Below are 23,308 nucleotides of genomic sequence, written 5' to 3'. Positions count from 1 at the left end.
CAGAGCGCATGGAGGAAGTATGAAATTTCGGGTGAGTGTTTTTCAGGACTCACCCGATAGCACTACGCCGCTTTTTTCAGGCAGGCGCTCATAAACTTGCTACGGTCATCGCCTTTCAGTGATTGTTCCGTCGCCTGAACATTGCATTCACGCATTTTCTGCTGTTGCGGCGTCAGGCTTTTCTCGCCAGGGGCTGACTGACTGTTTTTCAGGCAGTCGCTAAGGTAGGTTTTACGCGCATCGCCTTTCAACGCTTGCGCTGTCGCCTGCTGATTACAGGTCGTCATGCGCTGCTGTTGCGGCGTTAACGGTTTCTCGGTTGCGCCGACGGCGGTTAAAAAGACTAGGCCAAAAAGTAAAGTCACCAGTAATGTTATTTTCATAGCACCATCCTTTTGTCAGTGTACACATTACACGTTGTCCCTTTGGGAAATATCCCAGGGACTTTATATAAGTCTGGCTGTTACTGGCAAAAATACCACCCGGCTGTAAAAGTATTACTTACCGTTAGCAATAGATGTTTTATTGATTGACAAACCGTAGGCTAATGTGCAATTCGATTATCCACAGTTACACTGGCAGGATGCAGAAGAACAGCGCATAACGTTACACTGTTATTACCATAGCCGCTTCGTTTTTATTTTGCTCTGTATTACCCAGAAGAAAATAAAAACGAAGCGGCTATGTTATTTCATAAAAGTAACGTTATAACAACTGTGTTGTTTTAAATACGATTAGTGCCGGGGGTGTCTCAGCAACTTTTTTACATATTGGCGCAGCAATTCCGTATCGTGATCAGGAACGCTGGCATCCGGCTTTACGCCTTCAAGTGCCCCCTCTACCTGACGTATCAACATCTCCTGCTCGTTTTGCGCCATGTTACGTAACATTGCTGTGACGATAATCTCTAACGCTTCTACCTGAGCAACCAGTTCTTTCGACTCTTCTTCTTTTTGGGCTAGCTTAAGCAACAACTCTGCTATGAGATTTTTCATGACCATATTTCCTTATTAGTTCCAGGGTGACGTTATCACTATGAAGAACCACTGCCTAGAGGCTGAAAGTACTATTTTTATGATACAGGAAGAACTTTACACAAATAATTATCACTGTCGCCGCAGCGAAACGTTTCTCAGACCGAAAACGAGACGATAATAAACCATCAAAAAACAATAATCACGCTATATCATAATTTAAGGTTATGCCATCTATAGAAAAACTTCACGGATAAAGAATATATCTTTTAATTTAAACCATATCGTAACGGCAGAAGCGCCGTTACGATGCACCGCTATTGGCCTTTCGCTTTTTGCGCGTTACGCCGACGACGTAACGCCAGGGTCAGTTGCCCGATATTGATCAACACGATCGCCGCCGTAGCGATAAAAACCCAGCGGAAACCGGCCATCGCCGATACCGTCGCGCCCATCAACGGCCCAACCACGTTGCCCAGGTACATAAATGACTGGTTGTAGCCAAAAATACGTCCGGTAATTTGATCGCTGGAGTATTTCACCAATAACGTTTGTACGGCGGGTAACATCGCGCCATCGGCAAAGCCTAACAAGAAACGTAACAGCCCCAGCTGGAACGGCGTGGTGACCCAGGACATCGCGAAGAAAAGCAGCACTGCGCAGATAAGCGTGGCCATCAGAATTCTTTCCGTGCCGATTCTGTCGCCAAGTTTTCCCAGGCGAGGCGCGGAGATAAGCGCAGAGATACCGGGCACCGAGGCAATTAACCCGCTAAGAAAGGCGATGTTATTACTGTCCGGCATCATTGATTTGATAAACAGCGCCAGGATTGGACTGATGGAACCATTACAGAGTTGAATGACCATCGTGGTAAAAAACAAACTGATCACCAGCGCAGGATAAGGTAACGACGCAAAAACGGCTTTACCGCTCAGGCGTTCGCTTTTCTTGATGACCGGACGCACGCCTTCTTTAATTAAAAATAGCGTGACCAGAAAGCTCACCACCAACAGCATGGCGGTAATCAGAAATACCGCCCGCAGCCCGATATGATCCGCGACAAAGCCGCCCATTAACGGCCCGCCGATAACGCCGCTGATCTGCGCGGTAGAAAGCGTACTGAGCGCCCAGCCGCTACGTTCGCGTGGTACCTGAGAGGCTACCAGCGCCATGGCATTGGGGATATAGCCTGACGTTAACCCCATGATTCCGCGCAGCAGGAAAAGTTGCCAGACATGGGTCGCAAATGCCTGCAGTAGAATAGCTATCGCCATCCCGAGCGACGCGCGCAATAGCATCAGTTTACGCCCTTTACGATCGGCGAGACTGCCCCACATCGGCGACACAATGGCGGAAATAAGAAACGTGATGCTAAACGTTAACCCGGACCACATTGATAACGCTTCATGGGAAGAGACGCCAAGCTGGGAAATATAAAGGGGTAAGAATGGCAGGATTTGGCTGATTGCCAGCCCGGTAAAAAAACATCCAAACCAAACGGAAATTAGATTAACTTTCCAGGATTCCATAAGACTCGTAACGGTAAGTAGCTGAAAATACGCGTTAGCTTAGCAAGTTCTCTTTTTCCTGGTGGTTCCAGAGGTGCGATACGTCACACTTTGCTATTTTGTCTCCCCGTTCATCATTTTTGTGAAACATGTCACATTATATAGCCGCGCAAGGCAGACGTTTATGCTTTAACGACACACGCCGTAGCCCCGCATTCCAAGATGAAAATGGTTAGCATGCGCAGCGTTATAGTCAGGCCCGAGCCCATTGCCATAATAATGGCAACTGGCGTTTAACATAGCGCGTAACCAGGGCCCCGTCTCCTGACGCCCCCAGCCGCGCAGGACAGTGATTTTTCGGCCATCCGATAGCTGAAACCCGCTGACATCCAGCGCTTCTGCGCTGGCATGTTCACTGCGACGCGCATCCGGGCGGTGATAAATATTACGGCAGGCATAGCTGCCCAGATGTTCGATACGGGTCAGGCGGCGCTTCATCCACGTTTCTGTTAAAGGTTTTGCCTGCTGTTCGACAAACAGCGCGGAGCGCAGCGCCAACGGGCAGGAGGCTAAAAAACTGCTGCTCAGTTTTACCTGGCCAAAATCTCTGACGCGCACAACATGGGATAAGGGACATTCACCAGCGCTATCCGCAACAGGTTGTGATGAAATTAATCCCTGTTGATTGGCCGCCGTCAAAAGCTCCCGGCACTGCGACGGCGTCAGGCGCTGTAGTTTGAAGGTAGTGATCCAGCCTGGCGGATCGGCAAGTTGTAGCGGAGCAAAAGGATTATAATAAGAGGGAAGATAACGATATCCCAGCCCGCCAATGCCGCCCAACAGCACAATAATCAGAAAACCCTTACCTCTCACGCGGCCTCCGTTCTCACATCCCATAAACATTATGGCAGAAGCCCGCGAAACCCGCGTTTTGTCGTGGTAATGTATACGCTTTGCATTCGATGGAATGGGTTTTTAAGATGGCGAAATTGCGGGTAGGAATAGTATTTGGCGGTAAGTCGGCGGAACATGAAGTGTCTTTGCAATCAGCGAAAAATATCGTTGATGCGATCGATAAAACCCGCTTCGACGTGGTGCTGTTAGGGATAGATAAGGCGGGACAATGGCATGTTAACGATGCGGAAAATTATTTGCAGAATGCAGACGATCCGGCACATATCGCGCTACGTCCTTCGGCAATCAGTCTGGCCCAGGTGCCTGGCAAACACCAACACCAATTGATTAACGCTCAGAACGGGCAGCCGCTACCGACGGTAGATGTTATTTTTCCTATCGTCCACGGTACGCTGGGCGAAGACGGCTCATTGCAGGGGATGCTGCGCGTCGCAAACTTACCGTTTGTCGGTTCAGACGTGCTGAGCTCCGCAGCCTGCATGGATAAAGACGTCGCCAAACGACTGCTACGCGATGCCGGACTGAATATCGCCCCGTTTATTACACTCACCCGAACGAATCGTCACGCGTTTAGTTTTGCCGAGGTTGAATCCCGTCTGGGACTGCCGCTGTTCGTTAAGCCCGCCAATCAGGGCTCTTCGGTCGGCGTCAGTAAAGTCGCTAACGAAGCGCAATATCAGCAGGCGGTCGCGCTGGCTTTCGAATTCGATCATAAAGTGGTGGTGGAGCAAGGGATCAAAGGGCGCGAGATCGAATGCGCCGTATTAGGTAACGATAACCCACAGGCCAGTACCTGCGGCGAAATCGTACTGAACAGCGAATTTTACGCCTACGATACTAAGTATATTGATGATAATGGCGCACAAGTTGTCGTGCCTGCGCAGATCCCTTCCGAGGTGAATGACAAGATCCGCGCGATCGCGATCCAGGCTTATCAGACGCTGGGATGCGCGGGTATGGCGCGTGTCGATGTCTTCTTAACGGCAGACAATGAGGTCGTGATTAACGAGATCAATACGCTGCCAGGTTTTACCAATATCAGTATGTATCCAAAACTCTGGCAGGCGAGCGGACTGGGCTATACCGATTTGATCAGCCGTCTGATTGAGCTGGCGCTGGAACGCCATACGGCGAATAACGCCTTAAAAACCACGATGTAATAGCGCACGCCCGATAGCGCAACGTTTATCGGGCGTCTTTTACCTCATCCTCTTCGCGCCGGCGAATAATGAACCCCGCCAGCCAGAAGCTAATAATCCATGTTACCAGCCCAACGCCATAGGTTTGCCATCCTTTAGCCTCAAAACCCAGCAATCCTACGACGCCATTCAAAATAAAGATAAGGCCAATAGAGAAGGCATAGTAGTGCCAGTCACGACGAATTTTTACAGGCAAACGCATAACGACTCCGACGTATTAACAGTAACAAAAACGTATTTTTGCATACTTCTGGCGAGCGAGTCTGTGGGGGATACGGAATTTCTTAAATGTTAATTGATTTTGATAAAAGTGATCGTTTTGTGACAACTAACAAAAATTTACGCGATGGATACATTCCGTATGTGAAATTACCATGATTCTGATATTGACAAACACAATGACCTGTCAGACTTCACAGTAAGCCGATGGCATAACGCCAGATCGTAGCCGATCATCCTGGAGGTCTTTATGGCTGATTTCACTCTCTCAAAATCGCTGTTCAGCGGGAAGCATCGAGAAACCTCCTCTACGCCCGGAAATATTGCTTACGCCATATTTGTACTGTTTTGCTTCTGGGCCGGAGCGCAACTCTTAAACCTGCTGGTTCATGCGCCGGGCATCTATGAGCATCTGATGCAGGTACAGGATACAGGTCGACCGCGGGTAGAGATTGGGCTGGGCGTCGGGACGATTTTTGGCCTGGTGCCCTTCCTCACGGGCTGCCTCATTTTCGCCGTTATCGCCGCGTTTTTACGCTGGCGTCACCGTCACCAATAAACCTTAGCGCGCTGGAGAAAGTATCCCAGCGCGAAATTTATCGCCCCATACACCGCGCCCGCCGCTCATCAACTCGTTTAGCAAACCAGGCGGTCGTCAGCTTGCGTGTGATCTTCGGACTTTCCAGTTGAATACCGGGCAACATTTCCCGCGCAAGCGTCTTGCCCGTTTTGGCCTCGGCCAGTTTATAGACTTTCTTGTAGAGCGCCGTTTTTTCAAACGCCAGGCTATCGCCTTTCTCCAGTTGGCTGCGAATTTCACGCTCACTCATTCCCAACTGCCCTGCCAGTTTGCGTACCGCTAACTCTGTTTTGCCCGGTTCCTTGCTGTTATAACGAATCAGATCGCCATCCAGCGCCAGTTTTACCCCACTGGCTTTACTGACGGCATTCTGGAACGCAGCGTTACGGCTGGCGTACCATCCCGCGTTGAAGTCGGCGAAGCGGAAAACAGGCGCGCTGTAGTTCGCCGGGTAATTCAGCAAATGGTAGGTTCCAAACCACAACCCGCCACGGCGCGTAAAGACCTCCTGACGTACCGTACCCGTCATCTTCCACGGATAGCCTTTCGCGTGCTGTTCGGCAAAGGCAATGCTGACCTGCATCGGGCCGCCCGTATGCACCGGGTTATATGAGCCAAATAGCGTCTGCCCCATAGGGACCATATTGATAAAATCGTCAAAAATAGCGCTAAGCTGTTTTTCGGTTTTTACCGTGTCCAGGCGTTCGCTATAGCTCTTGCCGTTGGGGGAGTTAATTTTCAGCGCGGTGTGCACCAGAAACAGCGGGATGTGTAGTCGTTCAGCGCGGCGATCAATCTCCTGCCAGGCGATTTTACTTAGCCCCGGCACGACAGGATCCGCCTGATAACCGGACTCCTGCTGGGCGACAGCCAGCACCGAACAGATATTTTCTACCGTCGGCGCCAGCCCCTGGCTCTTAAACGTTGTCGCGATATCTTTCGCCCAGGCCTCTCTGTCTTTGACACTGGCTGGCATTTTCTGACGTACTACGCTTGCCACGTCGACAGGCTTCTCGCCCTTGCTCACCGGCTGCCCGGATTGACTACTACAGCCAGCCAATATGGCAACCGCCAGAAAAGGCAGAGGATAAAGACGGGACGCCGCCGACATAACGTTTCCTTCTGTTAGCTAAAAGAGTGGGTCACTTCCTGAACTGGCTGACCATCCAACTGGCGTTCAAAGCTACGTAAACGTTTATAAATAGACATCAGCTCCACCAGCGTCGTCCAGGAGTTAATCAAATACTGGAACGAACCGCGCACCTGGCCAAACACGTTGGTGATTTGCGTCATCAGCCCCAGCGTAATCGTACCGGCAACAATGGAAGGAAACAGCAGGAACAAACCGAAAACGTTATCGACCTGCAAATAGAGAATGCGCGCGATGTTGAAATACATATAGTGAAAGTAGAGACGAAAGTAGTTATGGCGCACCGCGCTAAACAGTTCACGGACGGTGGGCGGCGTGGCGCGGCTGGCGTCATCTTCACCGTAGACCAGCTCCTTACGATAAGCGGCTTCCACTCGCTGATTTTTAAATTCCAGCCCTGGCAATTTGATCCCGACGACCGCCAGCAGGCCCGTCCCCATTAATGACCAGACTATGGCGGCAATGACCAGGCCGTAAGGGATATGCCCTACGATGGGTAAATTCGGCACATGCGCTGACAGGGTGACTAACACCGGCAGAAAGGCGATGAGCGTCATGATGGCATTGATAAAACTCACGCCCATATTCTCCAGTGTAGAGGCAAAACGCATGGTATCTTCCTGCACACGCTGGGCGGCCCCTTCGATATGGCGTAGGTACTGCCAGTGCGCCATATAGTGCTCATTCATTGCGGTACGCCAGCGAAATACATAGTGGCTGACAAAGAAGTTGTTCAGCACACCGATCACCACGGCGATAAGCGCAATACCGAGAAACACCCCCACTTCATGATAAAATTGACCAAGAGTGACCTTGTGCGGCGAGCTGAGCGCCGTTTGAATCAAATCATAGAACGGCGCGTACCAGGCGTTAACCGCGACGCCAACCTCCACCAAAAACCAGGTGACAAAAATAATGAGCGAGGTGCCAAGTATCGACCAGTACTGCCAGCGGTGCGGGCTATAGATGAACCAGAACGTTGCAAATAATCCCACGCAAATCAGGTAATAAGCATAAAAAATCAGATAGTCCAGCGACCAGAAGCGCGCTGCGCTGATAGGCACTTCATCGGATGCCCCTACAAGTCGCGCCACCCAATCTCCTCCTCCCGCCTGCCAGAAAATGACGGCGATCAGCGCCCAAACAAACGCCGACATGAAAAACGGCCCTGGCTTTGGGAAAAAAGATTTAAACATCATGCTCTCCTGCTAACTTCTTATCTTTATTACGGCTGCTGTGACGGCGGCAATAGCACGCCATGCCCACGCAAATGAAAGGGCTAAACCAGGCATTGTGACCTACGTTGTGACGCTTAGTTCGCATTTCTGCTCAACAGAATTGTTTCGACGAGTTTCATACACAGCAGGCACGCTGACGCTATCAGGTTATCACAAGCGCTCTATCACAAAAGTAAACATTCTCCATCACGAAAACCCGCCGTTACGTTTTTTCACCCACTTTTTTCTCTTTAACGTTTTGCAATGTGCCGCCGGGTAGTATAAATACGCATAACCACCGTTATTTCACTTATGGACATCACCGTTGAAACGTAGTCTGCTTTTTACTGCCATGCTGTTTGCGGCATCACTTACTTCTGTCCAGGCGGCTCAGCCGATTGCCGATCCGGTTTTTGCCTCTGATATCGTTGATCGTTATGCCGAGCATATCTTTTATGGTAGCGGCGCCACGGGCATGGCGCTGGTGGTGATCGACGGCAATCAACGCGTGTTTCGTAGTTTCGGTGACACCAGACCGGGCAATAATGTTCGTCCACAGCTTGATTCGGTCATTCGTATCGCTTCTCTCACCAAGCTCATGACCAGTGAAATGTTGGTAAAATTGCTCGATCAGGGAACGGTAAAATTAAACGATCCTCTCAGCAAATATGCGCCTCCCGGCGCGCGTGTCCCGACGTATCAAGGCACGCCGATTACGTTGGTCAACTTAGCGACCCACACCAGCGCGCTTCCGCGAGAACAGCCCGGCGGCGCGGCGCATCGTCCGGTATTTGTCTGGCCAACCCGCGAACAACGCTGGAACTGGCTCTCCACAGCAACGTTAAAAGTCGCGCCCGGTTCACAGGCGGCCTATTCCAATCTGGCGTTCGACCTGTTAGCCGACGCGCTGGCGACCGCCTCCGGCAAACCTTATACGCAACTGTTTGAAGAAAAGATTACCCGCCCGCTGGGAATGAAAGACACCACGTTTACCCCTTCTCCCGATCAGTGTAAGCGTCTGATGGTGGCAGAAAAAGGCGCAAGCCCCTGTAATAATACGCTGGCAGCCATTGGCAGCGGTGGGGTCTATTCTACGCCAGGAGATATGATGCGCTGGATGCAACAGTATCTGTCGTCAGATTTCTATCACCGTAGCCAACAGGCCGATCGTATGCAAACGTTGATTTATCAGCGCATACAGTTAAAGAAAATCATCGGGATGGACGTACCGGGTAAAGCCGACGCGCTCGGTCTGGGTTGGGTCTATATGGCGCCAAAAGACGGACGTCCTGGCATTATCCAGAAAACAGGAGGCGGCGGCGGTTTTATTACCTATATGGCGATGATCCCGCAATATAATATTGGCGCTTTTGTGGTGGTAACCCGTTCCCCCCTCACTCGTTTTACCAATATGAGCGACGGGATTAACGATTTGGTTACTGAGCTAAGCGGCAATAAACCGATTGCTATTCCTGCATCCTGAGTCGTCGCGCCTCGCGCTATATCAGACGAGGCGCAACATTTTTGTTAATATTCGGAGGGCAAACGGTTAATACTGATCAGTTTGCCTTTATTCATTTCAATGTAATTACCCTTACGCAGGGCCGCGAGAACTTCCGCCACCACCGATCGCGATACGCGCGTTCGTTGATGAATATAATTCATAACACCAATACGTGAGCGAAGTTCTTCATCCCACTCAATCATTGTCATTAACGTCGCACGAATTTGGTCGTAAGAATTATTACCAATGAGCTGCTTGTCACGAAGTTCCAGTACCTGACTTTTCCATACTATCCAACAGAAGGCTTCACGCCACAGTTGGTTCTGCTCAATGATGGCGAGAGTTTGTGATGATGAGAGGCGATAACCGATGCAACCGCTCTCCGCAATTAATTTATATTGTGCCTCTTTTTTCGCCACGCCATCGGCTAAGCCAAAAATAAAAGGGGCCTGCACAATACCAATAAGAACTTTATCACCCCGAACTAACGAAACAACCCCCTCTAAAATAACAAAGGTATGGGTATTACTTTCATCAGGTGAACAGATAATCTCTTTATCGTTAACAAACTCGAAACGCGTACCATGCTTAGAAAGGCATTTATCGAGTCTGTAGAATTCCTGTAGTGGCTTGCTTAAAGATAACATATGCATTCCTTGCAATAATGCCCGTCAAGTCCTTGACGGGCATTTTTCAGTTTAAATTACCTTTATTTCTCCTGAGAGAAAATGATTACCAGGTATATTTAACACCAACGTTTGCAGACCAGTCTTGATCAACATCACCGCCGCCGAGGTAGTTAGCATCGGTGTAGGCGCTGAAGTTCTTCGTGAAGCTGAACTGAGTACCCAGACCAACACGTACCGCAGAACCTTCTACGCCGTTGTCGATAGAGTCGCCGTTTACGTCAGCATCGTTGTTGGAGTCGTCGTAAACGTAAGCCAGTTTGAAGTACGGGGTCAGCGCCTGATCTTCGCTGTAAGTGAAGGTATAACCTGCATCTACACCGAGTTCATAACGCATGCTGTCGTAAGACTGACCGTCAACTTTCATGTCATTGCTCAGCTGGTAGTCGTCGCCAGACTGGAACAGACCGGATACGCTGCCGTAAGGCGTTACGTAGCCTGCATCACCCAGCTTCAGATCATAACCCAGTTTCAAGCCGAAGCCCCAGGCGTCAGAAGATGTGTTGCCGTCAACGTAAGTACCGTCGCTCATGTTAGCAGACAAATCGTTGTTGAAGTGAGAGTAGCTCAAGTTACCGTCAACAAAGATGTTGTTTGCGAAACGAGCGGAAGAGTAGATGTAGGCAGACTGGCTGTCCTGATCCACCTGACCGGTACGATCGCTCAGATCGCCTTTCGCGAAACCTGCTGCCGCACCAACGATCCACTTAGCGTTGTTACCGTCAACTTTGGTATCAACACCGACCATGATGCCATTAACATCCTGATCGTAGTTAATGGTGCCGTTGTCGCCGTTGAAGTTACCGCCGAAGTAGCTTACCCATGCGCCGCCGTTATCCGCCAGGCCATGACGAGCGTTGGTCAGACGAGTACCAACGGTGTCTTGTTCCAGGTTCCAGATATTGGTGTTCGCAGAAGGAATGCTCAGCGCCATGTTAGCGTAGTCGGTCAGTTCCATCTGTTCCAGCACGACAGTGTTGCCTTCCTGCTTAGCCTGATAGGTGTAAGCACCCAGGTCAGCTTTGTTTGCTGCAGAGAAGGTTGCGTCGGTGTTTACGTCATTGACATAAATCAGCTCGTTGCCTTTGTAATCCGCAACAGAACCGGCACCAGTAGCGTTGTCGATGCGAACTTTATAGTTACCGGTAGCCGCTACAACGTTGTCAACAGAGCTGTTATCCAGTTCGTCGCCGTTGTTGATATCGCCATTACCGTTGATGGTCAGGTGACCGTCAGAGTTCATTGCGATAGTACCGTAACCATAGTTAGCCTGAGTGGTATCCCAGGTACGGTCGTTCACCAGGTCAGCGTTCAGAACATAATCGCTGCTATGGATATTGAACACACCAGAAACAACATTACCGTTGTGATCAGCAGTATTGCCGCTGGTCAGTTCCAGTTTATCAGTGCTGAATACTTCGGTATCAAACTGACCAACATTCACATCCAACACACCACCGTTAGTTACGGTGATGGTATTAGCATACAGGTTTGAGTAAGTACTCCAGCCAGTAGATTCGGTCAAACCAACAGTACTATAGGAGTCAATTGTCAGGTGATCGGTGTCAACATAACCACCTTCACCAATGTTCAGTGAAGAACCATTAGTCAAATCAATGGTGTCTGATGTTAAATCAGAATTAGAAACATTAACCTGAGAACCATTGTTTACAGCCAGCGTATCAACAGTCGAGTCCCCAACGGTGTCCCATTCAGAACCATTGTTCAGCGTCACGTTAAACACGCCGCTCTGGAAAACTTCATTACCAACGATACGATTCCAGGCATTATCTTCCAATGTTGCGCCTGGAGTAAGGCTGTTCGTTTCAACATCATACATACGGGACGTTGTATCAACAGTATAAGTCGCCTGACCAACCCACTTACTGCCATTATCAAGTGTAAGGTTCAGTTCGTCGACGTTGAGGCCGTCATCAGCCCAGCCATGGTTGGTATCAGGAACACCATCACCGTTAGTATCATCACCATCAGCATCGAAATTGGCGTTCCAGTTACTGGTAAATTTGACATCACCCATCAGCGTAGAATTACTGAAGTACACATTGTTCTTCATTGCATAGTCTGAAGCACCATTGTCATCAGTGAAAGATAATGCAACGTCGCCAGCACCAGTATAATCGCTCGGCTCATCGGAATTGCCAAAGTGACCTGTGCCAAAAGTACCAGTGTCAGTAGTATAAGCACTATCCAGGATATAATCTGAACCGGAAGTTACAGTAGAGTCAAATACATTAATATTGTTATCCCAGTTATGGGATTCCGTCGTGTAAGTGTTGTTGTAAGTATTTCCCTGAGACAAGGCAATACCTGCAACACGGGAATTGTTGGAAATATTGATGTTGCTTTCTACATCAAGATTCACCGCCACGCCTTCGCTGACATCGAATGTTTCATTTGTGTACTTAGTTACATCACCATCCTTATAGGAATCAGTGAAGTAAAACGCTTCATAATCATCATCAATGGTGGAATTAGCGATGTTCAGCGTGAACACATCACCGTCATACCAGTTTCCGTCAACAGTATCAGTACCGTTGTTGAACCGATAATATTCAGAATACCCATCGTGATCCAACGTATCAAAACGATCGTAATAACCAATCGGCAGCATGGAAGTAATCGAGCCATGAATAACTGAATTACTAATATTCAGCTCATTACTGGTTGCGTCATTATAATCATGGTTCAGATAATAGGTAGAAATCGTACCGTTAACAGTGTCACCGTTGAACGTCTGATCGAAATCACCATTGGCATTGTTGTAGTAAACGAAACCGCTATAGTTTACATAGTTACCATCAACAGTGCCTGCGGCATCCATATTATTCCAATCAAGCGCGGTGGTAGGATTGTCGTAATAAGTCCAGGTATCGTAAGTAGTAGCATTCGCCTGAGAAGTGATTGCCAGAGTGCAAGCCAATGCTAATTGTGAGACTACAAGTTTCTTTTTCCAGGAGTGCATTTGTCATCCCTCCTCAGGGACGTAATATAGTTGATCCATCAATTATCAATGCATAAAAACATACAGATGTTTAGCAAGAAGGATTATGCGGCGTCATTGCTAAAAGGTTCAATTATTCTTTATCCTCAGTCCGGATTCGGACATGAATTAAAAAGACGTAATAAAAGGAAGTTTTATAATTGAAAAGCATTCTTTTTCATGACCTTACAAGAAAATAAAAAAACAAAATACATATAAGATAAATATAGATTAAAGAAAAACAAAATAAACATGAATAATGTTAAAACCCACATTTACTTAAATGACGATGAAATAAAACTAAAAACAACGTAAAACTAATTCTTATTTAAAATGATATAGTGCCTGAGGTATTAATCTTCGGTATATAAAAGAAGCGCCATGTTCCGCCGCCGCCGGGGCTGCGCCTGCTACGTTAAGGACCGTTTTCGTAAAACATCTGCCTGCAGATTCAGGTATACTGGGCCTTCGATTCCACAAACATCAGGCAGACCATGACAGACCTTATCCATCGCCCTCGCCGCCTGCGCAAATCCGCTGCGCTGCGCGCTATGTTTGAAGAGACAACACTTAGCCTGAACGACCTGGTGTTGCCGATCTTTGTTGAAGAAGAACTCGACGATTACAAAGCTATTGATGCCATGCCCGGCGTAATGCGTATCCCGGAAAAGCAGCTGGCGCGAGAGATTGAACGTATCGCAAATGCTGGCATTCGTTCCGTTATGACCTTCGGCATTTCTCACCATACTGATGACACCGGCAGCGATACCTGGAAAGAAGACGGTCTGGTGGCAAGAATGTCCCGCATCTGTAAGCAAACCGTGCCGGAGATGATCGTCATGTCCGACACCTGCTTCTGCGAATACACCTCGCACGGCCACTGCGGCGTGTTGTGCGAACACGGTGTGGATAACGATGCGACGCTGGCCAACCTCGGCAAGCAGGCCGTTATCGCGGCGGCGGCTGGAGCAGATTTTATTGCGCCCTCCGCGGCCATGGATGGACAAGTCCAGGCTATCCGCCAGGCGCTGGATGCCGCCGGTTTTACCGATACGGCAATAATGTCCTACTCCACCAAGTTCGCCTCTTCTTTCTACGGCCCTTTCCGTGAAGCAGCGGGTACCGCGTTAAAAGGCGACCGCAAGACGTATCAAATGAATCCGATGAACCGCCGTGAAGCGATTCGCGAATCACTGCTCGACGAAGCCCAGGGCGCGGATTGCTTGATGGTGAAACCGGCCGGCGCGTATCTGGACGTGCTGCGTGAAATCCGCGAACGCACAGAGTTGCCGCTTGGCGCTTACCAGGTGAGCGGTGAATACGCCATGATTAAATTTGCTGCTATGGCTGGCGCCATCGATGAAGAAAAGGTCGTGCTGGAAAGTCTGGGCTCGATTAAACGCGCCGGCGCCGATTTGATTTTCAGCTACTTCGCACTGGATCTGGCTGAGAAAAATATTCTGCGTTAATTCTGTTACAGGGCGGCGCGCTGCCGCCCTTTCCCGACTTTACACCCCACTATTCAGTCGCTGAGTCTAACCCGTTGCCGAACGCGGCTTATCCGGCTTACGGCTATTCTTCGATCGCCTGGCGAATTTGCTGCAACGACGCGGGATCGTCAATGGTTGTCAGATCGCCCGGATCGCGGCCTTCGCAGATCGCCTGGATCGTGCGGCGAAGCATCTTTCCGGAACGCGTTTTGGGGAGCTGCGAAACAAACCAGACATGCGCCGGACGACCAAAGTGACCGATCTGGTTGTCCACCAGCGCCATAATCGCGTTTTCCTCGTCGCGCGCCGCCTCGCGATCCGCCAGCGTATCGCTCTGCTTCGGAATGACAAACGCCACCGCTACCTGCCCTTTCAGAGCGTCTTTTATCCCCACTACCGCCACTTCCGCTACGTTCGGGTAGCTGGAGATACTTTCTTCTATTTCTCGCGTCCCCAGCCGATGACCCGCAATATTAATCACATCATCGGTACGGCCCAGAATAAAGTAATACCCCTCGGCGTCGCGGATTCCCCAGTCGAAAGTGGCATAAACCTGACGGTTAAACAGCGACCAGTAAGTCTTCACAAAACGCGCATCGTCGCCCCAAATAGTCTGAATACAGCCCGGCGGCAGCGGCCCTTCGATCACCAGCATCCCCTTTTCATTTATGCCGCAAGGTTCGCCGGTGACTTCATTGAGTAGCTGGACGTTATAACCGTACATCGGCACGCCGGGACTTCCCAGACGCGACGGCCTGTCGTCCAGCGCGCGGGCCAGCGCCATGATCGGCCAGCCGGACTCCGTCTGCCAATAATTGTCGATGACCGGTACGCCCAGCGTCTCCGTTACCCAACTGGCCGTCGGCTCGTCCAGCGGCTCACCGGCCAGATAAAGCGCCTCCAGCGAGGAGAGATCGTGATTGCGGATTTGCGCCGTCGGGAATTTTTTCAGCACGCGAATCGCGGTCGGGGCGGAAAACATCCGGTTAACCTGGTATTTCTCGACAATTTTCCACCAGACCCCGCAGTCCGGGTACGTCGGCAGTCCTTCGTAAACAATAGTCGCCATGCCTGCCAGCAACGGCGCGTAAACGATATAGGAGTGGCCGACGACCCAGCCGATATCCGATGCGCAAAAGAATACGCCGCCCGCCTTGCCGCCAAAAATGGTGTCCATCGAGGTTGCCAGCGCCACCGCATAACCGCCGACGTCGCGCTGGACGCCTTTCGGTTTGCCGGTAGTGCCGGAGGTGTAAAGAATGCACGAGGTTTCGTTGGATTCCAGCCACGCCACCGGCACGCTCGCGCCGAGATGCTGCTGGCGCAACGTGGCAAAATCCAGATCGCGCCCATCCACCCATGCCATTTTCGCCAGCCCTCTGTCCACCAGCAGAACGTGTTTCGGCTGATGCTGCGCCTGCGCAATAGCGTCATCGAGCAGCTTTTTATACGGCAGGATTTTACCGCCCCGCGCTCCGGCATCCGCCGACACAATCAGCGCCGGTCTGGCATCGTCAATGCGCGCCGCCACGCTGTGCGAGGCAAAACCGCCAAAGACCACCGAATGGATCGCGCCAATGCGCGCGCAGGCCAGCAGGGTTATCTGCGCTTCGGCAATCATCGGCATATAGACCAATACGCGATCGCCACGCTGCACGCCCAGCGACAGCAACATGGCGGCCACAATGTTGACTTCATCATGCAACTGGCTGAAGGTAAATGTGCGCTCTTCATCGGTCTCTGATGAGACGGCAATCAGCGCCAGCGCCTCCGGCTGTTTATCCCGCCAGCGGTCGACGGCGTTATGACATAAGTTAGTGGTGCCGCCGCAAAACCAGCGGGCAAACGGTGGACGGCTATGATCCAGCGTCTGCGTAAACGGCTGTCGCCAGTCGATACGCCGGGCCTGCTCGGCCCAGAACGCCTCCGGTTCGTTAATGGAACGCTGATAAAATTCGCTAAAAGACATCACGCTCTCCTGTTGAACTTACGCCTTACTGCTGGCTGGCTCAGATGACATATAAATCGAGGTATTCGTTAACCGGCATCTGCTCCAGGCGGGCTCTGTCCAGGGAGACATCCAGAATGCGTTGCTGCTGGCGAGTCGGGAACTGACGCGCCAGGTTAATTTTAAATTTTTCGATAAGCTTCGGAATACCGTCGGCGCGGCGACGCGCATGACCAATCGGATACTCCACGACAACCTCGCCAAAGCGTGATCCATCAGTAAACTCCACGGTGATCGCATTGCCGATAGCTCGTTTTTCCGGGTCGTGATAGTCGGCGGTAAAAGCCGGGTCCTCATAACACACGATCTTCTCGCGCAGGGCGTCAATACGCTTGTCCTGCGCCACCTCGTCTTCATAATCCGCCGCGGTTAACCGTCCGAACAGCAGCGGCACGGCGACCATATACTGGATACAGTGATCGCGGTCCGCCGGGTTATTGAGCGGGCCTTTTTTATCGATAATGCGGAGACAGGCTTCGTGGGTGCGGATGGTCACTTTCTCGATATCCGCTGCCGTTTTACCCGCGGCCTGCATCTGCTCATACAGCGTCATCGCCGCTTCGACGGCGGTTTGCGAGTGGAATTCTGCCGGGAAAGAAATTTTGAATAGCACGTTTTCCATCACGTAGGAGCCGTAAGGACGCTGGAAACGGAACGTTTCACCTTTGAATGAAACGTCGTAGAAGCCCCAGGTTTTGGCGGTGAGCGCCGAGGGATAGCCCATCTCGCCGGTTTTCGCCATCAGCGCCAGACGTACCGCGCGCGAAGTCGCATCGCCCGCCGCCCAGGATTTGCGCGTACCGGTATTCGGCGCATGACGATAGGTACGCAGCGACTGCCCATCCACCCACGCCAGCGATACCGCGTTGAGGATCTCATCGCGCGTCAGCCCCAGCATTTCAGCGACCACCGCAGTCGAGGCCACTTTCACCAGCAACACATGGTCAAGTCCGACACGGTTGAAGGCGTTTTCCAGCGCGATGCAGCCCTGAATTTCATGGGCTTTGATCATCCCGCTCAATACCTGTTTCATGGTCAGCGGCGCTTTGCCGGCGGCGACGGCGTTGCGTGACAGCCAGTCAGCCGTCGCCAGAATACCGCCGAGGTTATCAGAAGGATGGCCCCACTCGGCGGCAAGCCAGGTATCGTTAAAATCAAGCCAGCGGATCATCGCGCCAATGTTAAAAGCTGCCTGTACCGGATCGAGCTGGAACTGGGTGCCCGGCACGCGTGCGCCGTTGGGCACCACCGTGCCTGGCACGATTGGCCCAAGCAATTTTTTACAGGCCGGGTATTCCAGCGCTTCCAGACCACAACCGAGCGTGTCGAGCAGGCAATAATGCGCGGTGTCGTACGCCACCTTTGAGGTGATCTCGTAATTCATAACGTAATCAACGATATCAACGATTTCACGGTCAAAGTCTGGGCGGATGTTCAGTTCTTGGGTAGACATAGGGTACGTTTCCTGCGTTTTATTTTTAATAAGAGTGAGTTAGCAACGATCGTCTATCGAGACAAACGGACGATCTTCCGGCCCGGTATAGTTGGCAGAGGGGCGAATAATTTTGTTGTCCTGACGCTGTTCAATAATGTGCGCCGCCCAGCCGGTAACGCGGGCGATGACAAACAGCGGGGTGAACATTTCGGTAGGGACGCCCATCATGTTGTAGGAGACCGCCGAAAACCAGTCGAGATTCGGGAACATCTTTTTGGTCTCCCACATCACCGTTTCCAGACGGTCGGCGATGTGGTACATCTTCAGCGAGCCGCCTTCTTCTGAAAGCTGTTTCGCCACCCGTTTGATCACCTGATGGCGCGGGTCGGCGATGGTGTAAACCGGATGTCCAAAGCCAATCACCACCTCTTTGTTTTCCACGCGTTTACGGATATCCGCCTCTGCCTCGTCCGGCGTTTCATAACGCTGTTGAATTTCCAGCGACACCTCATTCGCCCCGCCGTGTTTCGGGCCGCGCAGCGCGCCAATCGCGCCGATAATCGCGGAGTAGACATCCGAGCCAGTCCCGGCAATCACCCGGCTGGTAAACGTCGAGGCGTTGAACTCATGCTCGGCATACAGCACCAGCGAAATATGCATCGCCTTTTCCCAGCTTTGGGTTGGCTTTTCACCGTGCAGCAGATGCAGGAAATGGCCGCCGATGGAATCATCGTCGGTTTCCGGCTGAATACGTTCGCCGTTGTGGCTGTAGTGATACCAGTAAAGAAGGATAGAGCTGAGCGAGGCCAACAGCTTATCGGCAATATCGCGCGCGCCGGAGACGGTATGTCCCTCTTTTTCCGGCAGGGTGCAGCCCAGCGCGGAGACGCCGGTACGCATCACGTCCATCGGGTGCGAGGCCGCCGGTAACGCTTCCAGAACGGTACGGACATTGGCGGGTAATCCGCGCAGCGCTTTTAACTTGCTTTTATACGCGTTCAGCTCGTCGCGGGTCGGTAATTTTCCGTGGATCAGTAAATGCGCGACTTCTTCAAATTCGCAGTGCTCCGCCAGATCGAGAATGTCGTAACCGCGATAGTGCAGATCGTTACCGCTTTTTCCCACGGTACACAGAGCGGTATTTCCGGCAGGTACGCCGGAAAGCGCGACCGATTTTTTAGGCTTAATGACATGCGTGTTGTTTTGCAGGATCGTCGTGTCTGTCATATTGTCCTCGTCATTATTGTAATGTGTAGGGTATTGAGGCGTGTAGGCCGTACCGTAGGCGGGTTAAACGTAGTGCCATCCGGCATTGCCTGATGGCGGCTTCGCCTTATCAGGCCTACAGGCTACGATTTTTTATTCCTGTACAGCGCGTCCAGCTTCTCTTCGAACTGGTAGTAATTGATGCTTTCGTACAGCTCGTTGCGGGTCTGCATGATGTCGATCACGTTCTTTTGCGTCCCTTCCTGGCGCAGCACGGTATAGACTTTTTCTGCGGCGCGGTTCATGGCGCGAAACGCCGACAGCGGATAGAGCGCCATCGCCACGTGTGCGCTGCGCAACTCGTCGGTCGTAAACAGCGGCGTCGCGCCAAACTCAGTGATGTTGGCGAGGATTGGCACCTGCGCCACGTCGGCGAACCGGCGGTACATCGACAGTTCGGTGATCGCCTCCGGGAACAGCATGTCAGCCCCCGCGTCCACGTAAGCCTGCGCACGATCGAGAGCCGCCTCCAGCCCTTCCACCGCCAGCGCATCGGTACGCGCCATGATCACAAAGTTCGGATCGGTGCGCGCATCCACTGCCGCCCGAATTCGGTCTACCATCTCCTCTTTCGAGACGATCGCTTTGTTTGGACGGTGTCCACAGCGCTTAGCGCCAACCTGGTCTTCAATATGCAGCGCGGCGGCGCCCGCTTTGGCTATGGACTTTACCGTCCGCGCGACATTAAAGGCGGAGGAGCCAAAGCCAATATCCGCATCCACCAACAGCGGCAGCGGGCAAACATCCGTGATGCGCCGGATATCGGTTAACACATCATCCAGCGTAGAAATCCCCAGATCCGGCAGTCCGAGCGAGCCCGCCGCTACGCCGCCGCCAGAAAGATAGATAGCCTGATACCCGGCCCGTTGGGCCAACAGAGCATGGTTGGCATTGATAGCGCCGACAATTTGTAATGGATTCTCTTTAGCGAGCGCGGCGCGAAATGCCTGCCCCGGCGAATGTAAAGACATATCTCGTCCTCATGTTAGTAAATTGTTATTCAAGATGTATTCACCAAAGCAAAGGCTATGCCAGGCAAAGAGGCAGCGAGAAAATTAAATACAATGAGATTTAAAAACAGGTAATTACAGTCATTTCTGTTATGAATAAGCGCGATTAAGGGAAAAAAAAACGTGTCAGCTAACGTTTCATGAAACGAATCACCCTGTTTCATTGCAACATTTATGAAACACGTTTAAAACAAAAAATCGCCCCTTAAAGATGAATCTACTGCGATGACGACTGCCCACAGCGCTCCGCGCGATAATAGCGATAAACCGGTGATCTGGACGGTCTCCGTAACGCGTCTGTTCGAACTGTTTCGGGATATCAGCCTGGAATTCGATCATCTGGCGACCATCACGCCTATTCAACTCGGCTTTGAAAAGGCGGTGACCTACATTCGCAAAAAACTGGCGACCGAGCGCTGCGACGCGATTATCGCGGCGGGTTCGAATGGGGCCTATTTAAAAAGCCGCCTGTCAATACCGGTGATCCTCATCAAGCCCAGCGGATTCGATGTATTACAGGCGCTGGCGAAAGCGGGAAAGCTCACCTCGTCTATCGGTATCGTGACCTATCAGGAGACCATTCCGGCTTTACTTGCCTTTCAGAAAACGTTTCACCTCCGTCTTGAACAGCGAAGCTATGTCACCGAAGAGGACGCGCGCGGGCAAATTAACGAACTTAAGGCCAACGGTATTGAGGCCGTCGTCGGCGCGGGATTAATTACCGATCTGGCGGAAGAGGCAGGAATGACCGCCATCTTTATTTATTCCGCGGCGACCGTTCGTCAGGCTTTTCATGATGCGCTGGATATGACCCGTCTGACACGGCGCCAGCGCGTGGATTACCCATCCGGCAAGGGATTACAAACCCGGTATGAACTGGGCGATATACGCGGCCAGTCGCCGCAAATGGAGCAGCTCCGCCAGACGATTACGCTCTATGCCCGCTCCCGTGCGGCAGTGCTGATTCAGGGGGAAACAGGGACCGGAAAAGAGCTGGCGGCGCAGGCGATTCACCAGACGTTCTTTCACCGCCAGCCTCACCGTCAGAATAAGCCATCCCCTCCCTTTGTCGCCGTCAATTGCGGCGCGATTACCGAGTCGTTGCTGGAAGCGGAACTGTTTGGTTATGAAGAGGGCGCGTTTACCGGTTCACGACGAGGAGGCCGGGCGGGGCTGTTTGAAATCGCACACGGCGGCACGCTGTTTCTGGATGAAATCGGCGAAATGCCCTTGCCGTTACAAACCCGACTTTTGCGCGTACTGGAGGAAAAAGCCGTCACTCGCGTCGGCGGACACCAGCCGATCCCGGTGGATGTCCGGGTGATCAGCGCTACGCATTGCGATCTGGATCGGGAGATAATGCAAGGACGTTTTCGCCCCGATCTCTTTTATCGCCTGAGTATTCTGCGTCTGACGCTTCCTCCTTTGCGCGAGCGGCAGGCTGATATTTTGCCGCTGGCGGAAAGCTTTTTAAAACAGTCGCTGGCGGCGATGGAAATTCCGTTTACCGAATCGATACGTCATGGATTGACACAGTGTCAGCCGCTTTTGCTGGCCTGGCGCTGGCCCGGTAATATTCGCGAACTGCGTAATATGATGGAGCGCCTGGCGCTTTTTTTAAGCGTCGATCCCGCGCCAACGCTGGACAGGCAATTTATGCGGCAGTTATTACCTGAGCTTATGGTGAACACAGCAGAACTGACGCCTTCAACCGTGGATGCGAACGCGTTACAGGATGTACTGGCGCGCTTTAAGGGCGATAAGACCGCCGCGGCGCGTTATCTGGGGATTAGCCGCACCACTCTGTGGCGTCGTTTAAAAGCTGGTGCCAAAGACCAGTCGGATAATTAAGACAAATGACAGCGTCCTGAATGCCTGATGGCGCTACGTTTACTGCAGGCCGTCATCCGGCAAAACGGATGCCGGTTGCCAGGAATAAATATACCCGCCGGAAACCCAGGCGGGTATTTTTATGATGCAATGCTTTTATTTCTTTTTATAAATATCAGCCGTACCATGAATTTTATTTTCTGTCTGCCCGGACGTCAGCACCACCACATCCGCCCCTTTTTCATCCGCCTTTTTGATTAAATCTTCTCTGGCGTCCAGCGGCGACATTTCCCCGGTGGTGGAAATCGTGCCAATTTTCGTGTATTCGGAGGCGACTTTATCAAAGTCCGTTTTTTTCATGATTTCTGCGGCATAAACGTTTGTCACGACAAACGCTAATGCGCCAAGCATAACCTTGTAGCCAGTTTTCATAGCAAAACCCTCGTTTTATTATTACGCCATCATCGCTTTATCAGAACAAAAAGGCCGTTCGGACTGATTAAATAAGTAGTGTAGATTACTGGAAAAATCCAGTCAGCCCCCGCTCTGTCGGCGTAACAACGCGGATTAAAACGCCCCTGCTTTGTGATCTCACTCGCAATCATCTGGTTTGACTATTAATAAGATGAACGTTATTTCTTGAGGCTATGGGAAGAGTTGTCTATGGAGCCGTTTCATGCCGTTGTGCTTACCGTCAGTCTGTTTGTGTTAACCTTTTTTAATCCCGGCGCGAATCTGTTTGTGGTGGTGCAAACCAGCCTCGCATCAGGACGCCGGGCGGGAGTCATCACCGGCCTGGGCGTCGCCACGGGAGACGCCTTTTATTCCGGGCTGGGGCTTTTCGGTCTGGCGACGCTCATTACGCAATGCGAAGCGGTATTTTCTCTTATCAAAATTGTCGGCGGCGCCTATTTATTATGGTTCGCCTGGAACAGTATTCGCCACCAGGCGACGCCGCAAATGAGCACGCTCCAGACGCCGATTGCCGCCCCGTGGACAATTTTCTTTCGCCGGGGATTAATGACCGATTTATCCAATCCGCAAACCGTACTGTTTTTTATCAGTATTTTTTCCGTAACGCTTAGCGCAGAAACGCCCACATGGGCAAGGTTAATGGCCTGGGCCGGAATTGTGCTGTCATCCGTTATCTGGCGTATTTTTCTCAGCCAGGCCTTTTCGCTCCCCGCAGTCCGCCGCGCTTATGGACGAATACAGCGCATTGCCAGCCGTGTTATCGGCGCCATTATCGGGATGTTTGCGCTCAGACTTCTCTATGAAGGCGTGACGCACCGCTAATGTTTGTCCGGTAGCCTTTG

Annotated in this window: 20 protein-coding genes and 18 other annotated features; of the genes, 6 read left to right on the top strand and 14 right to left on the bottom strand. The window is 51.5% G+C overall.

All coding sequences use genetic code 11. The features are described from left to right. Positions 1-62 precede the first annotated feature (62 nt). The 4 genes from psiF to STM0381 all read right to left on the bottom strand — a co-directional run bounded on the left by psiF (position 63) and on the right by STM0381 (position 3,389). Positions 63-395, bottom strand: a protein-coding gene (gene psiF, locus STM0384) for an induced by phosphate starvation (protein NP_459379.1). Within the gene, positions 63-383 belong to an annotated coding region; the region does not span the whole gene. After that, positions 390-395: a ribosome-binding site (putative RBS for psiF; RegulonDB:STMS1H000737), on the bottom strand. Its footprint overlaps the gene before it by 6 nt. 339 nt (positions 396-734) lie before the next feature. Next, the gene (yaiB, locus tag STM0383) for a putative cytoplasmic protein (protein NP_459378.3) occupies positions 735-1,009 on the bottom strand. Within the gene, positions 735-1,001 belong to an annotated coding region; the region does not span the whole gene. Next, positions 1,004-1,009 (bottom strand) — a ribosome-binding site (putative RBS for yaiB; RegulonDB:STMS1H000736). Its footprint overlaps the gene before it by 6 nt. Before the next feature lie 282 nt (positions 1,010-1,291). Further along, positions 1,292-2,503 (bottom strand): putative permease, encoded by a 1,212-nt coding sequence (locus STM0382; protein ID NP_459377.1) that lies wholly within the window; start codon positions 2,501-2,503, stop codon positions 1,292-1,294. Between the two features lie 168 nt (positions 2,504-2,671). Then, the gene (locus STM0381) for a putative inner membrane protein (protein NP_459376.1) occupies positions 2,672-3,389 on the bottom strand. Within the gene, positions 2,672-3,385 belong to an annotated coding region; the region does not span the whole gene. Further along, positions 3,384-3,389: a ribosome-binding site (putative RBS for STM0381; RegulonDB:STMS1H000735), on the bottom strand. It overlaps the preceding gene by 6 nt. 55 nt (positions 3,390-3,444) lie before the next feature. Then, positions 3,445-3,450: a ribosome-binding site (putative RBS for ddlA; RegulonDB:STMS1H000734), on the top strand. Here STM0381 and ddlA point away from each other — a divergent pair. Next, positions 3,445-4,557, top strand: a protein-coding gene (gene ddlA, locus STM0380; protein NP_459375.1) for a D-alanine-D-alanine ligase A. Within the gene, positions 3,463-4,557 belong to an annotated coding region; the region does not span the whole gene. (Overlaps the previous feature by 6 nt.) Before the next feature lie 25 nt (positions 4,558-4,582). On the opposite strand, the gene yaiZ is transcribed toward ddlA, so the two are convergent. Next, positions 4,583-4,809, bottom strand: a protein-coding gene (yaiZ, locus tag STM0379) for a putative inner membrane protein (RefSeq protein NP_459374.1). Within the gene, positions 4,583-4,798 belong to an annotated coding region; the region does not span the whole gene. Beyond that, positions 4,804-4,809, bottom strand: a ribosome-binding site (putative RBS for yaiZ; RegulonDB:STMS1H000733). It overlaps the preceding gene by 6 nt. A 244-nt stretch (positions 4,810-5,053) precedes the next feature. Beyond that, positions 5,054-5,059: a ribosome-binding site (putative RBS for yaiY; RegulonDB:STMS1H000732), on the top strand. Between yaiZ and yaiY the strand changes: the two genes are divergently transcribed. Beyond that, the gene (gene yaiY, locus STM0378) for a putative inner membrane protein (protein ID NP_459373.1) occupies positions 5,054-5,374 on the top strand. Within the gene, positions 5,066-5,374 belong to an annotated coding region; the region does not span the whole gene. It overlaps the preceding feature by 6 nt. Positions 5,375-5,411: 37 nt before the next feature. Here the strand turns inward: yaiY and yaiW are convergent. Further along, positions 5,412-6,517 (bottom strand): putative outer membrane lipoprotein gene (gene yaiW, locus STM0377; protein ID NP_459372.1). Within the gene, positions 5,412-6,506 belong to an annotated coding region; the region does not span the whole gene. Continuing rightward, positions 6,512-6,517 (bottom strand) — a ribosome-binding site (putative RBS for yaiW; RegulonDB:STMS1H000731). (Overlaps the previous gene by 6 nt.) 3 nt (positions 6,518-6,520) lie before the next feature. Beyond that, positions 6,521-7,753, bottom strand: a protein-coding gene (sbmA, locus tag STM0376; RefSeq protein ID NP_459371.1) for a putative ABC superfamily transporter. Within the gene, positions 6,521-7,741 belong to an annotated coding region; the region does not span the whole gene. Then, positions 7,748-7,753 (bottom strand) — a ribosome-binding site (putative RBS for sbmA; RegulonDB:STMS1H000730). It overlaps the preceding gene by 6 nt. A gap of 361 nt (positions 7,754-8,114) precedes the next feature. Between sbmA and ampH the strand changes: the two genes are divergently transcribed. Beyond that, on the top strand, positions 8,115-9,245 hold the full coding sequence (ampH, locus tag STM0375; RefSeq protein NP_459370.3) for a penicillin- binding protein: 1,131 nt from the start codon (positions 8,115-8,117) through the stop codon (positions 9,243-9,245). A 44-nt stretch (positions 9,246-9,289) separates the two neighbouring features. Here ampH and yaiV read toward each other — a convergent pair. Beyond that, the gene (gene yaiV, locus STM0374; protein ID NP_459369.1) for a putative inner membrane protein occupies positions 9,290-9,924 on the bottom strand. Within the gene, positions 9,290-9,913 belong to an annotated coding region; the region does not span the whole gene. Further along, positions 9,919-9,924 (bottom strand) — a ribosome-binding site (putative RBS for yaiV; RegulonDB:STMS1H000729). It overlaps the preceding gene by 6 nt. Positions 9,925-9,998: 74 nt before the next feature. Then, positions 9,999-12,950, bottom strand: a protein-coding gene (yaiU, locus tag STM0373) for a flagellar protein (RefSeq protein NP_459368.1). Within the gene, positions 9,999-12,935 belong to an annotated coding region; the region does not span the whole gene. Beyond that, positions 12,945-12,950 (bottom strand) — a ribosome-binding site (putative RBS for yaiU; RegulonDB:STMS1H000728). Its footprint overlaps the gene before it by 6 nt. 487 nt (positions 12,951-13,437) lie before the next feature. After that, positions 13,438-13,443, top strand: a ribosome-binding site (putative RBS for hemB; RegulonDB:STMS1H000727). Between yaiU and hemB the strand changes: the two genes are divergently transcribed. Then, the gene (gene hemB / locus STM0372) for a 5-aminolevulinate dehydratase (porphobilinogen synthase) (RefSeq protein NP_459367.1) occupies positions 13,438-14,422 on the top strand. Within the gene, positions 13,448-14,422 belong to an annotated coding region; the region does not span the whole gene. (Overlaps the previous feature by 6 nt.) A 103-nt stretch (positions 14,423-14,525) precedes the next feature. Here hemB and prpE read toward each other — a convergent pair. The 4 genes from prpE to prpB all read right to left on the bottom strand — a co-directional run bounded on the left by prpE (position 14,526) and on the right by prpB (position 20,134). Beyond that, the gene (prpE, locus tag STM0371) for a putative acetyl-CoA synthetase, propionate catabolism operon (RefSeq protein NP_459366.1) occupies positions 14,526-16,424 on the bottom strand. Within the gene, positions 14,526-16,412 belong to an annotated coding region; the region does not span the whole gene. Then, positions 16,419-16,424: a ribosome-binding site (putative RBS for prpE; RegulonDB:STMS1H000726), on the bottom strand. (Overlaps the previous gene by 6 nt.) 28 nt (positions 16,425-16,452) lie before the next feature. After that, positions 16,453-17,919 (bottom strand): putative protein in propionate catabolism gene (prpD, locus tag STM0370; protein NP_459365.1). Within the gene, positions 16,453-17,904 belong to an annotated coding region; the region does not span the whole gene. Next, positions 17,914-17,919, bottom strand: a ribosome-binding site (putative RBS for prpD; RegulonDB:STMS1H000725). It overlaps the preceding gene by 6 nt. Before the next feature lie 24 nt (positions 17,920-17,943). Then, positions 17,944-19,122 (bottom strand): putative citrate synthase gene (prpC, locus tag STM0369; protein ID NP_459364.1). Within the gene, positions 17,944-19,113 belong to an annotated coding region; the region does not span the whole gene. Beyond that, positions 19,117-19,122, bottom strand: a ribosome-binding site (putative RBS for prpC; RegulonDB:STMS1H000724). (Overlaps the previous gene by 6 nt.) Before the next feature lie 113 nt (positions 19,123-19,235). Continuing rightward, positions 19,236-20,134 (bottom strand): putative carboxyphosphonoenolpyruvate mutase gene (gene prpB / locus STM0368; RefSeq protein ID NP_459363.1). Within the gene, positions 19,236-20,123 belong to an annotated coding region; the region does not span the whole gene. After that, positions 20,129-20,134, bottom strand: a ribosome-binding site (putative RBS for prpB; RegulonDB:STMS1H000723). It overlaps the preceding gene by 6 nt. Positions 20,135-20,370: 236 nt before the next feature. Next, positions 20,371-20,376 (top strand) — a ribosome-binding site (putative RBS for prpR; RegulonDB:STMS1H000722). Between prpB and prpR the strand changes: the two genes are divergently transcribed. Further along, the gene (gene prpR, locus STM0367; RefSeq protein NP_459362.1) for a regulator for prp operon (EBP family) occupies positions 20,371-22,013 on the top strand. Within the gene, positions 20,388-22,013 belong to an annotated coding region; the region does not span the whole gene. Its footprint overlaps the feature before it by 6 nt. A gap of 135 nt (positions 22,014-22,148) precedes the next feature. Here prpR and yahO read toward each other — a convergent pair. Further along, positions 22,149-22,436 (bottom strand): putative periplasmic protein gene (gene yahO, locus STM0366; protein ID NP_459361.1). Within the gene, positions 22,149-22,424 belong to an annotated coding region; the region does not span the whole gene. Continuing rightward, positions 22,431-22,436: a ribosome-binding site (putative RBS for yahO; RegulonDB:STMS1H000721), on the bottom strand. It overlaps the preceding gene by 6 nt. A 203-nt stretch (positions 22,437-22,639) precedes the next feature. After that, positions 22,640-22,645: a ribosome-binding site (putative RBS for yahN; RegulonDB:STMS1H000720), on the top strand. Here yahO and yahN point away from each other — a divergent pair. Continuing rightward, positions 22,640-23,288 (top strand): putative transport protein gene (yahN, locus tag STM0365; protein NP_459360.1). Within the gene, positions 22,656-23,288 belong to an annotated coding region; the region does not span the whole gene. Its footprint overlaps the feature before it by 6 nt. Positions 23,289-23,308: the final 20 nt, after the last annotated feature.

This window comes from Salmonella enterica subsp. enterica serovar Typhimurium str. LT2, from assembly GCF_000006945.2.
Classification (GTDB): domain Bacteria; phylum Pseudomonadota; class Gammaproteobacteria; order Enterobacterales; family Enterobacteriaceae; genus Salmonella; species Salmonella enterica.
This window is presented reverse-complemented; position numbering and strand designations above follow the sequence as displayed.

Excerpts from the sequence above, each read along its gene's own strand:
- psiF (NP_459379.1), bottom strand. The coding sequence starts at position 383 with ATGAAAATAACATTACTGGTGACTTTACTTTTTGGCCTAGTCTTTTTA.
- yaiB (NP_459378.3), bottom strand. The coding sequence starts at position 1,001 with ATGGTCATGAAAAATCTCATAGCAGAGTTGTTGCTTAAGCTAGCCCAA.
- STM0382 (NP_459377.1), bottom strand. The coding sequence starts at position 2,503 with ATGGAATCCTGGAAAGTTAATCTAATTTCCGTTTGGTTTGGATGTTTT.
- STM0381 (NP_459376.1), bottom strand. The coding sequence starts at position 3,385 with ATGTTTATGGGATGTGAGAACGGAGGCCGCGTGAGAGGTAAGGGTTTT.
- ddlA (NP_459375.1), top strand. The coding sequence starts at position 3,463 with ATGGCGAAATTGCGGGTAGGAATAGTATTTGGCGGTAAGTCGGCGGAA.
- yaiZ (NP_459374.1), bottom strand. The coding sequence starts at position 4,798 with ATGCGTTTGCCTGTAAAAATTCGTCGTGACTGGCACTACTATGCCTTC.
- yaiY (NP_459373.1), top strand. The coding sequence starts at position 5,066 with ATGGCTGATTTCACTCTCTCAAAATCGCTGTTCAGCGGGAAGCATCGA.
- yaiW (NP_459372.1), bottom strand. The coding sequence starts at position 6,506 with ATGTCGGCGGCGTCCCGTCTTTATCCTCTGCCTTTTCTGGCGGTTGCC.
- sbmA (NP_459371.1), bottom strand. The coding sequence starts at position 7,741 with ATGTTTAAATCTTTTTTCCCAAAGCCAGGGCCGTTTTTCATGTCGGCG.
- ampH (NP_459370.3), top strand. The coding sequence starts at position 8,115 with ATGCTGTTTGCGGCATCACTTACTTCTGTCCAGGCGGCTCAGCCGATT.
- yaiV (NP_459369.1), bottom strand. The coding sequence starts at position 9,913 with ATGTTATCTTTAAGCAAGCCACTACAGGAATTCTACAGACTCGATAAA.
- yaiU (NP_459368.1), bottom strand. The coding sequence starts at position 12,935 with ATGCACTCCTGGAAAAAGAAACTTGTAGTCTCACAATTAGCATTGGCT.
- hemB (NP_459367.1), top strand. The coding sequence starts at position 13,448 with ATGACAGACCTTATCCATCGCCCTCGCCGCCTGCGCAAATCCGCTGCG.
- prpE (NP_459366.1), bottom strand. The coding sequence starts at position 16,412 with ATGTCTTTTAGCGAATTTTATCAGCGTTCCATTAACGAACCGGAGGCG.
- prpD (NP_459365.1), bottom strand. The coding sequence starts at position 17,904 with ATGTCTACCCAAGAACTGAACATCCGCCCAGACTTTGACCGTGAAATC.
- prpC (NP_459364.1), bottom strand. The coding sequence starts at position 19,113 with ATGACAGACACGACGATCCTGCAAAACAACACGCATGTCATTAAGCCT.
- prpB (NP_459363.1), bottom strand. The coding sequence starts at position 20,123 with ATGTCTTTACATTCGCCGGGGCAGGCATTTCGCGCCGCGCTCGCTAAA.
- prpR (NP_459362.1), top strand. The coding sequence starts at position 20,388 with ATGACGACTGCCCACAGCGCTCCGCGCGATAATAGCGATAAACCGGTG.
- yahO (NP_459361.1), bottom strand. The coding sequence starts at position 22,424 with ATGAAAACTGGCTACAAGGTTATGCTTGGCGCATTAGCGTTTGTCGTG.
- yahN (NP_459360.1), top strand. The coding sequence starts at position 22,656 with ATGGAGCCGTTTCATGCCGTTGTGCTTACCGTCAGTCTGTTTGTGTTA.